The organism is Flavonifractor sp. An91, assembly GCF_002159225.1.
Taxonomy (GTDB): Bacteria; Bacillota; Clostridia; order Oscillospirales; family Oscillospiraceae; genus Flavonifractor; species Flavonifractor avicola.
In genome coordinates this window covers 1-14953 of record NZ_NFHA01000048.1, presented here as the reverse complement: position 1 = coordinate 14953, position 14953 = coordinate 1, and the positions used below count along the sequence as shown (strand labels likewise).

10 protein-coding genes and 2 pseudogenes are annotated in these 14953 nt (G+C 51.6%); 8 read left to right on the top strand and 4 right to left on the bottom strand.

Going from position 1 to position 14953, the window contains the following annotated elements; translation table 11 throughout:
• The 4 genes and pseudogenes from B5G42_RS18005 to B5G42_RS16225 all read left to right on the top strand — a co-directional run.
• Positions 1-86, top strand: a pseudogene (locus tag B5G42_RS18005) (IS5/IS1182 family transposase); the annotation flags it as partial.
• A gap of 805 nt (positions 87-891) precedes the next feature.
• Positions 892-3123 (top strand): DUF3160 domain-containing protein, encoded by a 2232-nt coding sequence (locus B5G42_RS16235; RefSeq protein WP_087272606.1) that lies wholly within the window; start codon positions 892-894, stop codon positions 3121-3123.
• Complete coding sequence (locus B5G42_RS16230; protein WP_087272603.1) at positions 3117-4574, top strand: CapA family protein; 1458 nt, start codon at positions 3117-3119, stop codon at positions 4572-4574. Before B5G42_RS16235 ends, B5G42_RS16230 begins: the two co-directional genes overlap by 7 nt.
• A gap of 343 nt (positions 4575-4917) precedes the next feature.
• Positions 4918-8976, top strand: a complete 4059-nt coding sequence (locus B5G42_RS16225) for a choice-of-anchor I family protein (protein WP_087272600.1) — start codon at positions 4918-4920, stop codon at positions 8974-8976.
• 75 nt (positions 8977-9051) lie between these two features.
• On the opposite strand, the gene B5G42_RS16220 is transcribed toward B5G42_RS16225, so the two are convergent.
• Positions 9052-9360 (bottom strand): hypothetical protein, encoded by a 309-nt coding sequence (locus B5G42_RS16220; protein ID WP_140399875.1) that lies wholly within the window; start codon positions 9358-9360, stop codon positions 9052-9054.
• Positions 9361-9513: 153 nt separating this feature from the next.
• Positions 9514-9933 (bottom strand): hypothetical protein, encoded by a 420-nt coding sequence (locus tag B5G42_RS16215; RefSeq protein ID WP_242961262.1) that lies wholly within the window; start codon positions 9931-9933, stop codon positions 9514-9516.
• Positions 9934-10380: 447 nt separating this feature from the next.
• Between B5G42_RS16215 and B5G42_RS18945 the strand changes: the two genes are divergently transcribed.
• From B5G42_RS18945 to B5G42_RS16200, 3 genes are all read left to right on the top strand, one after another.
• The gene (locus B5G42_RS18945) at positions 10381-10608 is read left to right on the top strand and encodes a YccF domain-containing protein (protein ID WP_343286711.1); all 228 of its coding nucleotides are present in this window, start codon (positions 10381-10383) and stop codon (positions 10606-10608) included.
• Positions 10609-10936: 328 nt separating this feature from the next.
• Positions 10937-11611 carry a hypothetical protein gene (locus tag B5G42_RS16205; protein ID WP_087272594.1) on the top strand — a complete coding sequence of 225 codons (675 nt, stop codon included), beginning with the start codon at positions 10937-10939 and terminating at the stop codon, positions 11609-11611.
• A gap of 5 nt (positions 11612-11616) precedes the next feature.
• Positions 11617-13314, top strand: coding sequence for an ATP-binding cassette domain-containing protein (locus B5G42_RS16200; RefSeq protein ID WP_087272591.1), 1698 nt, complete (start codon positions 11617-11619; stop codon positions 13312-13314).
• A 177-nt stretch (positions 13315-13491) separates the two neighbouring features.
• Here B5G42_RS16200 and B5G42_RS16195 read toward each other — a convergent pair whose 3' ends face one another.
• On the bottom strand, positions 13492-13755 hold the full coding sequence (locus tag B5G42_RS16195) for a hypothetical protein (protein ID WP_206406202.1): 264 nt from the start codon (positions 13753-13755) through the stop codon (positions 13492-13494).
• A 68-nt stretch (positions 13756-13823) separates the two neighbouring features.
• On the opposite strand from B5G42_RS16195, the pseudogene B5G42_RS18795 reads away from it, so the two are divergent.
• Positions 13824-14021 (top strand): annotated as a pseudogene (locus B5G42_RS18795) (IS110 family transposase); the annotation flags it as partial.
• Between the two features lie 404 nt (positions 14022-14425).
• Here B5G42_RS18795 and B5G42_RS16185 read toward each other — a convergent pair.
• The gene (locus tag B5G42_RS16185; RefSeq protein ID WP_087272585.1) at positions 14426-14713 is read right to left on the bottom strand and encodes a helix-turn-helix domain-containing protein; all 288 of its coding nucleotides are present in this window, start codon (positions 14711-14713) and stop codon (positions 14426-14428) included.
• Between the last annotated feature and the right edge of the window lie 240 nt (positions 14714-14953).

Below are 14953 nucleotides of genomic sequence, written 5' to 3'. Positions count from 1 at the left end.
GGAGAGTTGCTACCAGATATGACAAATTGGATGCCTCTTTTCTGGCCTTCGTCTACCTTGCCGCTATTGCTATCTTGTTGTTTTAGAACAAAACTACACATTTTTCAAACAGGGCCTAAGCTCAGAATATGCCGGGTGATCTGTTTCATCTGCTTTCCCTCCTAAATTTTGTGCACGTACGCCTCCGCGTACCTGGGTAAAGACGGTGTCGCTGGACAATGGTGTCGTTTGATAGACTGCCCACATTTATGGGGCAGCCGTATCTCGTTTGCTCAGGTGCAATCAATCCGTTAAGGATGGAATCCCACTGTTTGAGCAGAGTACACTCCCCCCCTCTCTACACACATGACATACGCACATATCGTACTTCTTCATATCAACCTCCTTCACTGTAGACAAAATAGAAATTTTGTCTCATCATCAAAGCGGATGATATAAAATGCCCAATTAATTGGCTACACCGTCCACCATATTATACCAGTTTGACTTACATAAATCAACATAATTGTAATATATATGACGTCCCGGTGTTCGGGAAAGCTCATCTGTAATTTGCATTTTTTGAGGTTTTTCGACAATTTTGTGCATAAAATTGAGAAAATGAATGATTCTGTAAATTTGTTTCAGCCTAAATGTTCTAGCTCTGATTATCTGTAGTCAAAATAGACGAAACAAAAAACTGTTTTACAGGACGGAGAGAAACGAACTGGCGCACAGCGGAATGAAAGGCTGACAGGGATATGAAAAATGGAATAGGGGTATGGCAAAGAGGGCGGCGCCTTTGATGAGAATGGAGGATTTCTTCCTTTTCTGAAAGAAAGGAGTATGGTATACTGACCTCGTAGAGGACAGGAAGATGATTCCATAACCATTAAATGAGGAGGAGTTTCCATGAACGGGAATCGCACAGAACCTGGCCGCCGGCGGCGCAACAGAGCGGCGCGGGTCACAGCGGCTCTGACCGCCGGCGCGCTGCTGATGGCCTCCACTGGTTTACTGGCCGGATGCAGTAAGAAACTGTCTGACTCCATGGAAGAGCTATTTCCCATGCCTGAAGAGCAGACTCAAAATGTTGGCCCGGTCCAATCTATCTCCCGCATTCAGCTGCTGAACTTTGCCGGGGCAGAGGAGGCCCAGATAACCCCATCAGTACCGGCCTATACCGTGGCGCCGGGGCTGACCAATGTGATGAACACGGACCAGTTCTATCTGTCCGACGATGCGATGAGCAAGCTGGAGGAGAACCTCTTTGTGGTGACCAACAGCTATGGTCACGAGTTCTTTGAGGTGTACGAGAGCAACCGGTACAACCTGGTTCCTAACTTTGTAACCGTGGATTCCATGATGCATACCTATCACCTGTATTTCAGCCTGCTGCTCAGCCGGACGGAAAAGAATTACCTGGCTGACGGTCTGCTTAATCTGAGCAAGGGAATGCTGGAGAGCAGTATGGCACAGTATGATGCCCTTGAGGGCAGCGAATGGGAGGAGGCTGCCCGCCGCAACGTGGCCTTCTTCGCGGTGGCAGCCGTGCTGCAGGACCCGTCGGTCCAGATCCCTGATTACGCTGCTGATCTGGCAGAGGCGGAGGTAGACCGGATCAACGCCGCTGCCGGCATTGATACCTGCGGGATCAGTGAGACTTTTATGGACTACACTCAGTTCATCCCCCGGGGATACTACGAGGGCGACCAGGTGCTGGAGCAGTACTTCCGTGCTATGATGTGGTATGGACAGGTGAACTTTGGCCAGAAGGACGAGGACATGAGCCGCAGCGCACTGCTCATGAATTTGGCCATGGCTGACGGCAATCAGTCTGACTGGGAGATGATCTACACAGTCACCTCCTTCTTTGCGGGAGCCAGCGACGATCTGAGCTACTATGACTATAGGCCCGCCATTGAAACGGCTTACGGTGGCCTTCCGGCAGCGGTCGATCTGCCGGGCAGCGATAAGGCTTTTGATACTTTTGTAGCCGCCATTGAGACTATGGACCCGCCGGCCATCAACTCTGTGCCAGTTTGGGACGGAACGGAGGATATCCAGGAGCTGAACAAGGGTTTCCGTTTCATGGGTCAGCGCTTCACCATTGACGCTGCCATCATGCAGAAGCTGGTGTACAGCCAGGTGAAGGAGACAGCTGGCGGAGACAAACGGATGCTGCCCGACGTGTTGGATGTGCCGGCGGCTATGGGCTCTGATTTGGCTCTGGATCTGCTGAGCCAGCAGGGTGCTACCCAATATCCGGGCTTTACGGAAAACATGGACCGGCTCCGGAGCACCATTGCCCAGGCTCCGGAGTCCGCATGGAACGCCAGCCTCTACTCCAGCTGGCTGTATACCCTGATGCCTCTGTTGGAGGAAAAGGGGGAGGGGTACCCCTCCTTTATGACCAGCCAGGCCTGGCAGCAAAAGAGCCTGGAGACCTTTGCAGGCAGCTTTACCGAGCTCAAGCATGATACCGTCCTCTATGCCAAGCAGGTCATGGCAGAGATGGGCGGCGATTATATCGAAGAAGTGGATGACCGGGGTTATGTGGAGCCGGAGCCGGAGGTATTCCGCCGGTTCTATCTGCTGGCCCAGCAGACTGCCGAGGGGCTGGACAAGTACGGGCTCATCAATGATGAGGATAAGGAGAACCTGTTCCGCCTGGCGCAGCTGGCCAAGCAGCTCCAGACCATTTCGGAAAAGGAACTGCGGAACGAGACCCTGACCGACGAGGAGTATGAGCTGATCCGCACCTATGGCGGCAATCTGGAGCACTTCTGGATCGAGGCGGTCAAGGACAAAGCGGAGAGCGACTACCTGGAGACCCAGGAGATCCCCGCCTCGCTGGTGACCGATATTGCTACCGATCCCAATGGTACGGTGCTACAAATTGCAAACGCCATGCCTCAGGAGATCGTGGTGGTGGTGCCCGTGGACGGGACCCTGCGGCTGGCCTCCGGTGCAGTGTACGACTTCTATCAATTTACCTGGCCGATGGAGCAGCGCCTGACCGATACCCAGTGGCGGCAGATGATCGGCGAGTGGGTTGGCCCCGACGGCAACTATAACTGGGAGGGCAGAGACAGCCTGGTCAAGCCCACCTGGACAGAAAGCTATCGGAGCAATTCATGGTGAGACGGGGGCTCCTGGCTGCGCTGGCAGTTGGCGCCTGTCTGCTGGTAATCGGCCTTTGGTGGGCTGCCCAAGAAGACGACCCGCCGGAGTGGGTGGTCTGGCATACAGCTGATCTGGCCGGAGAACCTGCCTGGGGCGAGCCGGAGCGTATTACCCTGGAGAACCGGCGGGTAGCTTTGTGGAGCGGAGATGAAAAGGTCTGGCAGTCGGAACCGGACGAGCCGGTTCAGGATGTGCTTTGGTGTGATATCGACCACGACGGACGGCGGGAACTGATGCTCCTGTGCTGGCGGCAGGGCCGCTATGGGCAGAGCCGTCCTTTCTGGGAGGAGGAGACGGAGGAGCAGGTTTGGTCCCAGCACATCTTCATCTACGACTGGACCGGGGAGACCGCCAAACCCATCTGGATGGCCTCTGACCTTGGGGTGGAGGTGAAGAGCTGGTCCTTTACGCCGGAAAACCGTCTGACCCTGGAGGAGCGATCCGGTCGGGTAAGTGCCTGGGACTGGATCTCCTGGGGACTCAGCACCCTGCCGGAGCGGCCGGAAACGGCAGAGCTTACCGTGGCTGCTCTGGGGGAAAATCTGATCCATCGCCCTATCTACGACTATGCTCTGCGAAAGCTGGACGGCAATTTTGACCACCTGTTTACCGGGGTGGCGGAGGAACTGGCCCGGTATGATGTGACCTGCCTTCATCAGGAGACCATCTATGTGGACCAGCGCCAGGACTACAGCGATTATCCTACCTTCGGTACACCGGTAGAGGTGGGCGAGGCGGTAATTCGTGCTGGCTTCGATATCGTGAGTTGCGCCAGCAACCATGCCCTGGACAAGGGGACCGATGCCATCGATCTGACGGCAAATCTCTATCGGAAGGCCGGGATACTCTGTCCCGGTATCCAACCGGTGGAGGATGGCAGCTATCAGCCCTACCAGCTGCTGGAGCGGCAGGGCATCACCTGTGCCGTGCTCAGTTATACTCAGATGACCAATGGCCACGCGCTGCCGGAGGAGGCGCCCTATGTGCTCCATACTCTGGAGGATGAGGACCTGGTGCGCCGGGACCTGACAGCTGCGGCAGAGGCGGCGGACTTTGTGCTGGTATTCGTCCATTGGGGCACTGAGTATGCGGCGGAACCCGACGAGACTCAACGCTACTGGGCGCAGGTTTTTGCCGACTGCGGCGCTGATGTGGTGCTGGGTACCCATCCCCATGTGCTGCAACCTTACGAGTGGGTGACCGGAGCGAGCGGGCAGAGGACGCTGGTGTACTACTCACTGGGAAATTATATCTCGGCCCAGACTGACGAGGCCTGCCGCCGGGGCGGGATGGCCTACTTTACCCTGAACCGGGTGGGGGAGCAGTGCAGTGTCACCGACTGGGGCATGAAAACGGTGCTCACCCAACGGGAAAACGGCATCTATACTACTGTTATAGAGCATACATAACCACAAGAAACCTATGAAATAACATCCGGCCCTGACAGGGGAGCGTGTCAGGGTCGGATGTTGTTTTTTATGTCAGCTGACCGGAACAGGAACGCCTTACACAAGCTTTACAGGAGCTTAACGGGATGTGTATAGATAAACGGAGGGACCGGTGCTAAACATTCAACTGCGCGATAAAAAATATATTGCACAGACCGCGGAAGTCAAAAGAGGTCCGCAAGGGCAGCAAAGCAAATTGGCAGACGAGTCGGTGTTTCGGCTCGTTTGTTTTTGATTTGTACGCTGTAGTGAACTGGGCAACTGCACCGGTTAGGAACCTGGACCCGGCAGAAGGAGAATGAAGATGAAGCTTAATGTCAAACGATGGGGTTCTCTGGCGCTGTCGCTGCTGATGGCGACGCAGACAGTAGGGATTGCCTCGGCCTTTGCGGCAGAAACGGACCAGTCGCAGCAGCTGGCAATATTGGAGAAGGTGGACGGGAGCCAGTATACGGATACTGGCAAACTAGTTTATGAGGCCACGGGTGAGGAAAATGGTTCTGTCAGCCTGGACCTGACTAAGGTCGCAGGTTATGAAGCCGGTGAATTCAACGTGGATGGCGGCGTGATGGAGATCGTCTCCTACAACACCGTCAACGGTTGGGCCTATGCCGTCAACGGCCAGTCCGGCCTGCTCACCGCCATCGCCCTCAAGACCCTGGAGGAGAAGGATACCGTGGACCTGCTGGACGGCAACGACATTGATGTGAAGGCCCTGGTAGAGGCCGCGGATGAGAACTTTGCCTACGGCGATATGACCTCTGTGGCCGTCTCCCCCGACGGCAAAGTGCTGGCCACTGCGCTCCAGGCTGAGGGTTATGCCGACAACGGCCGGGTAGCCCTCTTCACCTGCAACGCCGACGGTTCCCTGACCCTTCAGAAGCTGGTCACTGTGGGCGTGCAGCCTGACATGGTGACCTTCGCCGACAACAACACCGTCCTCACTGCCGACGAGGGCGAGCCCCGGCAGGGCTATGGTCAGGATATCGCCGACCCCAAGGGCTCGGTCAGCGTGGTGGACGTGGCTGCCGGCACCGCCACAGTGGTGACCTTTGACGCCTTTGATGCCCAGCGGGACCAGCTGGTGTCCGACGGTATCGTCCTGAAGAAGGACACCGCTCCCTCCGTGGACCTGGAGCCCGAGTACATCGCTGTCTCCGGCGGCAATGCCTATGTGACCATCCAGGAGGCCAACGCCATCGCTGTGCTGGACCTGACCTCCAAGACCTTTACCGGCATCTACTCCGCCGGTTTTGAGGATTACAGCACCACCCCCGTGGATATCGACAAGAAGGATGGAGCTTACGGCCCCAAGACCTACGAGAGCCTGATGGGCATTCGGATGCCCGACGGCATCGCCGCCTTTGAGAAGGACGGCAAGACCTACCTGCTCACCGCCAACGAGGGCGACAGCCGGGAGTGGGGGGACTACCTCAACGAGGACGAGCGCAACTTCAAGGACGGCGACACCTCTCCTACCGGCGCTATCACCGCCGACAACTCCGGCCTCACTGGCAAGGTAGTATTTTTCCTTGCTGAGGATTACGACGGCCTGAACAGTCAGAAGGACTACCTCTTTGGCGGCCGCTCCTTCACCCTCTATGAGGTCACCGATTCCGGCATCCAGGAGGTCTACATCAGCGGCGACGACTTCGAGTCCCTCACCGCCCAGTATCTGCCTGGCTACTTCAACTGCTCCAACGACAACGCGGAAGTGGATGACCGCTCCGGCAAGAAGGGCCCCGAGGCGGAGAGCGTCACCGTGGGCACCGTGGACGGCAAGATCTATGCCTTCATCGCCCTGGAGCGCACCGGCGGCGTGATGGTCTATGACGTTACCGATCCCGCCAATGTCTCTTATGTGAACTACATCAACTCCCGGGACTTCACCTTCACCGTCCCCGGTTCCCAGGACGACGACAAGTTTGTGACCGGCGGAGACGTAGCCCCCGAGGGCTTCGCTTTCATTCCCGCCGGAAACAGCCCTACGGGGAAGGCCCTGCTGCTGACCGCCTGCGAGGTGTCCGGTACTGTGGCGGTATATGAGCTCACTTCCGGCACGGAAGTGCAGCCCCAACCGGATGATCTGAAAGTTGCCGTGATCTCCGATGACCATCTGTATGATGCTGATGTTCTGGGCAGCACGGGCGCGGCATTTGAGGCATATCTGGCTGCTGACCGCAAGATGCTGGTGGAGAGTGAGGTCATCCTGGATGCGGCTCTGGACAAGATCGCTCAGGGCGATGCCGAGTATCTGCTTATCCCCGGTGACCTGACCAAGGATGGTGAGAAAGTTAACCACGAGCTGCTGGCGGAAAAGCTGGCGGCCTTTGAGGAAGAAACCGGAATCCAGGTCTTTGTCATCAACGGCAACCACGATATCTCCAACGCCAACGCGGTAAAGTTTGTGGATGATGCGACCGAGCAGGTGGATACCATCGACACCGATGATTTCCGCAGCATCTATGCCCAGTTCGGCTATGATGAAGCTGTGGCCCAGGACAACAACTCCCTGTCCTACGCCGTCGATCTGGGCGACGACTACCGCCTCATCGTCATGGACAGCGGCATCTATAACGACGACAAGGAGAATCCCAACCAGGAGACCGCGGGCGAACTGGACGAGGAGACGCTGGACTGGGTGCTGGAGCAGATCCAGGACGCCATCCGGGACGGCCGCCGGCCCATTGGTATGATGCACCATGGCCTGGTGCCCCACACCTCCATTCAGCCCACCATGTTCTCCCAGTATCTGGTGAAGGACTATGAGACCGTAGCCGACACCCTGGCCGATGCCGGCATGAATCTGGTATTTACCGGACACTTCCACTCCCAGGACGTGTCCATGACCACCACCGAGCAGGGCAATGTGCTCTACGACGTGGAGACCGGCTCTCTGGTTACCAGCCCCTGTCCCATCCGGTATGTGACCCTGGGTGAGGAGAAGTTCTCCTACAGCACCGATCATATTACCGAGGTGGAGGGCATTGATAACTTCCCTGCGTACGCTGGCGAATTCCTGATCAGCGGCATGGAGGGCCTGGTAGAAACCATGCTGCCCGCCGTGCTGATGCAGCAGAATCCTGAACTGACCTATGAGCAGGCAACGGCTCTGGCGCAGCAGCTGGCCAACACCGAGCTGGTTCCTGATAGCGGCATTACCGTCAAGTCTCTGCTGGCTGGCGCCTTTGCAGCCCACTACGCCGGTGATGAAAAAATGGACGAATCCACCGCTCAGATTGTGGCTGGACTGGAGGCACAGAGCGGAGATAATCCGATCTATCAGCTGCTGGTCAGTACGGTGAAGGGGCTGTATACGGACTTTGAGCCTGCTGATTGCGTGGCTGCTGAACTGCCCCTGACCCAGCTGCCGGATTATCCTGATGAGGGCGGCTCCTCCGGCTCTGGTTCCTCTGGCAATAAGACGGAGACCACGACCAATCCTGATGGCTCCACCACTACCACTGTGACCCGGCCGGACGGCTCCATGACCCAGACCACCAAGGCCCCCAATGGTGCATCTTCTGTGGTGACCACGGATAAAAACGGTAAGGTGGAGGCTCAGGTTAAACTGCCTGCCGCTGTGGTGAATGAGGCCGCTGAGGCGGGCGAGACTGTGGCGCTGCCCATGCCGGCGGTTGCCGCAGCCGACGACAGTGCGGATGCAGCTTCCATCACCCTGGATCTGCCCGCTGGCACCACTGCCAAGGTGGAGATTCCTGTGGCCGATGTAACTGCCGGTACCGTGGCTGTGCTGATGAAAGCCGACGGCACCGAGGAAATAATCAAAACCACTTTGACCACCGAAACCGGCGTGGTTGTTACCCTGGCTGACGGTGATACCGTGAAGATCGTAGACAACAGCATGGACTTTACCGATGTACCTGATACCCACTGGGGTGCTGATACCGTGGCTTTTGTTACCAGCCGCCAGCTCTTCCTTGGTACCGGCGAGACCACCTTCAGTCCGGAAGAGCATATGACCCGGGCAATGATCGTTACCGTACTGGCGCGCTATGCCGGTGTGGATACCTCTGACGGGGATAGCTGGTATGAGACCGGTGCTCAGTGGGCCGTGGAGAACGGTGTGTCCGATGGCACTGCTCTGGACAGTGCGCTGTCCCGCGAGCAGCTGATCACCATGCTGTGGCGGTTTGCGGGCAGCCCGGCGGTTGAGGGCGGCTTGAGCGACTATCCTGACAGCACTTCTGTCAGCAGCTGGGCGGCTCAGGCCATGACCTGGGCGGTGGATACCGGTATCATTACCGGTACCGGCTCCGGAATGCTGAATCCTCAGGGCACGGCCACTCGTGTGGAGGTAGCCGCTGTGCTGGCCCGTTTTGTGGAAGCTGTCAACCAATAAGAGAAGCAAAACTCATATATAAAAAACGCAGGCAGCGCTTGAACTGGCGCTGCCTGCGTTTTTTATGATTCTGAATTACAAGCGGGCCACTTCAGCTCCGCCTACATAGAATTCTGCCATATCCTCCAGCCTCAGACAGGCCAAACGGCGGTTTGGGGCTTTCAGATTCCCACAGCCGCAGTCGATGTCGATGATCCCATCTCCGTGCCAGATGGACAGGTCTTCATCCGGCCTGCCGGTGAGAAATATGGTGGGCGTATGGCCCACGATACAGATCGTATCTGCATAAGGTGTAACGCTCGCTTTTTCAATCCGGCCCCAGATGCGAGTATCATGATCGTCGCCGGGACAGCCGTGAACCAGGTGGAATTTCTGTCCGGCCACGGTAAGCTCCCAATGATCCGGCAGACCGGACAGGAATCGCAGGATGCGGTTTCTGTCTCGAGGTGTACGATGATACCAGCTTTGATTCCTGCGGATGGAGGGCAATTTCGCCCATAACCACCCTATAGCCAAACGGCTGCTTCCGATTGCCCATCAGCGCACCGTCCTTTCTATGGTTTCAGCCAGCTCCAGCCCGTTTTTCAGGCGGAAGCGGATTCGCTCATTGCTTTCCACGATGATCGTTTCAACGAGCTCACCGAACAGCTCTGCGTCAAAGCTGTCAAGGAAGTCCGGGCCATCATTCAAGATTTCCATCAGCTCTCTTGTTTGGGCGATGGTGCTGTCGCCATCGACGGCCAGAAGACGCTCCTTTTTCAGCTTTACAGCGCGGAGCTGCTCGGTCAACTCATTGTTCTGGGATATAAAAATGTCAGGATCAATGAGGCCCTGTTGTTTCAGTGTGGCCAACATTTGATTCTGACTGGTAAGATCTGATATTTGCTTGTTGAGTTCAATGACATCCAGGCTCCAGAGCATCCGGCGGTTGCGGATGGCTTGGAGCGAAGTGGTCATCTCCGTAAGGATTGGTTCGCCATGGTGCTTGAGCTTATAGTATAGGCGAAAAGGCGGCTTCACTAACCCAAAGGCTTACGCTGTATTCGACAGGATATTACAGAATTTTACGCTTTCTGCGTAAAATAAACCAAATTGACGTATTTGCATAGTTGTTTCGGAGCTTTTATCCGAGATAAAGCGTTTTTGCTTTGCAAATTGCGAGACGAATATGGATAAGTAATAACCGCAAAAACGCCTCACATAATATTATATCACGATTTTAATTCAAGAAGTCGAAATTTATTTTAACAATACAAGATGAATTTTGCGTTTCTCATTGTAGAAAACGCTTTTTGTGGTATAATATATGGCGAAGAATACGGTGCCCCGATGTTTGTGAGGTGAATATAGTGAGGGTCAGTTATAAAAAGTTATGGGTTACAGTGCTTTAAATTTGCCTCATTCGTGTTCTGGCCATTTGGTAGAGATGTAGTTTTTTCTAACAACGTAGGAAGCTTTTTACTTAATGTAATTTGGATATTGTTTTTTGGATGGGAACTGGCAGTTGTATCTTGTACGCTTGGGGTGATGTGGTGCATCACCATTATTGGCATACCATTTGGATTACAATTTTTTAAATTTGCTAAAATCGCTCTGCTACCTTTTGGAGCACATATTTCTGCCCAACATTAGAAAAGAATCAATTGAATACTCTGCTGGGCTGTGTGAAGAATCATTAATGCTTATATGAAAGGGGGTACGAAAATATGAACAGAAGAATTATCCTTCCCATGACGATCGGGGTTGTTTCGTTTATTGCACTTATAGTATCCGTCTGCACTGTTTGCAGGATTCTAAAAGAAAAACGTATCCAAGGGACTCCGGTGGAATGAAACGTGATAATTCCTTTTTGCAAACGATCAGAATGCTAGGAAAGGGTTATTTCTTAATTACGCTGATAGGCGTTCTGAGTTTCTCTTTGTTGTTCTTAATTCTATGGTTTATGTAATTGGAGGTAAACATGAAAAACAAACTTTATATCTTAATTGGTTCGATTATTATTGTGCTGGCAATCGTTGCTGCATCTATCTTTTTGGTTTTTACTAAAGACGTGGAACCGGCGGCAACTGACTTTGAGCTTGATGGAACTTGGAAGTTATTTAACTACGGTGTGCCCATGACTGACGAGCAGTATCTAGTGTTCAACGATGGCACGGTGAATGGCTATAAGAATGGGAACGACACTCCGAGTATTACAAGCAAATTTGAGTATTCCACAGGCTCGCTGAAGCTGACCGATCTTGGAATCGAATACAAAGCGGATCAAATAACTGATAACTATTTAGCATTGTATGATTCTAATCTTACCGAATATGCACTTGTTCGTAGCACGGGAGATGGTATCAACTATCAGAATTTTGATTGGAATCTTCTGGTTGGCACTTGGGATGTTATTCTGCACGGAAAAGATTTTGCCGGTAGCGAGCAGATGATTTTTGATGGAACAACAGTAAAAGATTTTCGAGATGGAAATACCACTCCATATCTGGATAGCTCTTATACAATCAAAGATAATGGTATTCTCGTGATCGAAGGTATTGGACTTGAACTCAACCTGTGTTATTTGGATTCTAATTTGGCAATTTTGGTAGAGACTCATACCGGATATGCGTATGAACTCGTAAAACACAAATAAAGACAATGTTCAGATATTTAATTAAAAACAAGTGGTACATAGTTGCTATAGTGCTTTTAATGATAGCCGAGCCTTCCATCAACGCCTGGTTGAATTTTTGGCAACAAGATTTGTTTAATTCGGCAACTGTTGGCACAGAGAAGGTGTTAATTCTTCGCCTCTTAATCATTGGATTTGCGGTATGGCTATCAAAACGATTTGTAACTTATACTTCTGGTGTAGTCAAAGCTCGCTTTGTATGCAATGCGAAAGAAAACATCAAACATGATGTGTTCCTTAATATGCTACAGCTGAATACTGCAAATATGAGGGAACGTGCAAGTAGCGGCGAATATTTATCTGTATTTGTAAATGACATTACAATATTAGAACAAAAATATTTCGATGGGTTGTTTGGTTTGATCGGTGGCTTGTTCTCGCTTGTAATTTTGGGCATGTCATTCGTTATTCTAAATACAAAACTTGCACTTGCCATCTTAGCATTTGGATTCGTTACAATGTTTGTGCCAGTTGCTTTTGCAAATACCCTGTCCACCAAGAACTTAAAGTATTCAGTAAAACTTTCTCATTTCACACAGAAACTGAAAGAATACTTTGGGGCTTACTCAACCATAAAGAATTACTCCATTGAACAATCCATAGCAGATAAGTTTCATGCTGCAAACTCCGATAGCGAAGATGCAAAATTTGAAGTGGATGCGGTTATGTCTTTAGCTAATAATGTAGGCAGTATGCTCTCTTGGTTTATGCAATTTATGGGAGTTGGTCTTGGCTTAATTTATGTAATTCGTGGAGATATACTTGTTGGCACAGTAATTGCTGCTCGTTCTTTTGCAAGTGATTTGGCTGCACCTTTGCAAGACATAGTTTTCAGTCTAAACTCCATTCGCTCTGTCAAAAAAATCGTCAAGAAAATAGATGAACTCAGTCAAACTGCTCCGGGTATTCCTGAACAGGATCGCTCAAGTGGCACAGATGCTTTTGAACAGCATCCTACAGTTCTTTTTGAGGATCTAACCATAGAAGTTGAAGGAAAGCATATCGTAGATCACTTTTCATTTACGTTCAAGTCAGGGAAAAAGTATCTGATTGTAGGTAAAAACGGTGCTGGTAAAAGTACAATGTTCAAAGCATTGAAAAAGCAAATCCAGCAAACAGGTGGCCAAATTTACATTGGGGGCAGGCCGCTTTCAAGTATCGGTAATCATGAATTATCACGTATCGTATCATATCTTAACGAAAATGTTTCCCTGTTTTCAGGCTTGGTTCGTGATAACATTACTCTTTCCAGGACGGACAATCCTATACAGTTTGAAAAAGCTGTTGCAAATGCAAAAGTTAATGTGGACCTTGATCGTGAAATAGTAGATGGAGGAGTCAATATATCTAGCGGCGAACAAAGAAGAATTGAAATAGCTAGAAGCCTTTTCGATTCAGTAAGCATTTTGATATTTGATGAAGTCGTTTCAACTTTGGACATTGAGACTGCGTATGAAATTGAAAAGATGATTTTGGACTATAGTGATAAAACAGTTATTTTTGTTTCCCATAATTTTTCTGGAAAACTCATAAAGGAATACGACGAAATTCTTGTTATGGATAGTGGTAAGTTACTGGCGCATGGAACTTTTGATGATCTCTACCGTAATTGTGATTATTTCAAGCGGATTTGTGATATCAAATTTGGCGACTTGCGCAATTAAGGCGTATGATGAAACATACTTGGCAAGCAGGGCACGGCGGTACCCACTCGTGCAAAATTTATAAGCCCCTGCCGAAGCAGGAGCTTATAAACCGCTTGTCTGGGAAACATCCCCGAACCCCCTTAACGCAGATTTCATCTGCGGCTACGCATCGTTCCGACGCTGTTTTGAGCACGGTCATTCTCGACCGTGCTCTTTCTCTTTGCGCTTCTCTCGTTCCTCAAGATCACGCAATTCTTCGTAATTTGCCGTGTGTACGGTAAGGTCTCTCAGCTCATCACGAACTTTTTTGAGTTCGGCATACGCTTCTTTTTTCGCTGTGGGCTGTTCGGCAAATTCCACTTGCAGGCTCTTGACAGTCGGGAGCTTCTTCACTCCTATTTCATCAAAAGCCTTTTTCGCAGCCTTATGGATGATGATGTCTGCCTCGTGTTCCTCCAAAAACTTTTTAGAGTAACCGGACTTCCGATAGGCGACGTACACATCCCTCGTCTTGGAGTAATTGACGATACTCAAATACATTGTATCATAACGAAGAGTTAAAGTCACTAACAAGGTACAGGTTCGATAAAGTCCGAGAACGGGCGAAACTTAAATCTTCTGTTTCAAGGCTTGTTACCATCCTTTTCCCCGAACTCGAAACCTTAGCGCCAACCCTGCATATGAAGTCTGTCTACGCGCTGCTCTCAGAATTCCCATCAGCTCAGCATACTTCCCCAGGCAGGGCGGCAACTTAAACTGTGCTGGCGCACATCATGGGACTCTCACCCCTCCGAGGATCTCTCCGAGCTGCGTAAGCAGAAGTATCATTGTAGGCTGACGGGGTCATGGCGGGGACAGCTTGCCAAGGCTGCCTTGGCCTGAGTGGGTATCGCTCTGCACCTTATTTGGCCGTCCTTTGATGCGGATTTGCTCCGCACAGGTGGTCTTCGCGCACTCGGCCTGACGCTCTCCCGATCAGCTAAGGTATTCAAGTTGCCGGATATGACCGTCTGGGGCGGTGTTTTTCAAGGTTCGCTGAGATGTTTTGATCTCACGAAGATTGTAACTCCGAGCGTATTCTTCCAACAGAAACAGAATGGAAAGTTTACCAACCCAAAATGGAAAGTTTTTAGAGGGATGCCTCCAATTCGGACAGTAGAGCGATGGCCATTCGCAGTCCACGCTTCTGTTCCTCTGCAAAATCTCCTTTTCCCACCAGGAGATAATCCAGAGAAACATCAAAGAATGCTGCAAACTCTACGGCCAGCTCGACTGGGCCAGTTTGCTTTCCAGTTTCGATTTTTGCGATGTATGGAGTGCTGACATTCATCTTCTCTGCCAACTGCTCCTGTGTGAGCCCACGCTTTTTTCGCAAGCTCCTGATCCTTGAACCATAGTCCTCTCTATTAAAGTACATGGTGATTTACTCCGTCTTCTGAAATTTGGATGCGAACCAAATTTCGGAGCGGTGGGTCGCGGCAATGGAGCGACCGGACATACCGGACGCTGAGCAGAGGCCGCCATTTTTCGACAAACAAAAAATGCACCCACCGTGCGGTGAGTGCATACGAAGAGAAATATTTGCCGAGCTTTAGCGGTATATAGTGAGTAAGGACAAATGGTGTCGAATAAAAAAGAACCGCAACCCCTTGGAGGA

Coding starts and splice junctions, on each gene's coding strand:
- B5G42_RS16235 (WP_087272606.1), top strand. CDS start 892: ATGAACGGGAATCGCACAGAACCTGGCCGCCGGCGGCGCAACAGAGCG.
- B5G42_RS16230 (WP_087272603.1), top strand. CDS start 3,117: ATGGTGAGACGGGGGCTCCTGGCTGCGCTGGCAGTTGGCGCCTGTCTG.
- B5G42_RS16225 (WP_087272600.1), top strand. CDS start 4,918: ATGAAGCTTAATGTCAAACGATGGGGTTCTCTGGCGCTGTCGCTGCTG.
- B5G42_RS16215 (WP_242961262.1), bottom strand. CDS start 9,933: ATGACCACTTCGCTCCAAGCCATCCGCAACCGCCGGATGCTCTGGAGC.
- B5G42_RS16205 (WP_087272594.1), top strand. CDS start 10,937: ATGAAAAACAAACTTTATATCTTAATTGGTTCGATTATTATTGTGCTG.
- B5G42_RS16200 (WP_087272591.1), top strand. CDS start 11,617: ATGTTCAGATATTTAATTAAAAACAAGTGGTACATAGTTGCTATAGTG.
- B5G42_RS16185 (WP_087272585.1), bottom strand. CDS start 14,713: ATGTACTTTAATAGAGAGGACTATGGTTCAAGGATCAGGAGCTTGCGA.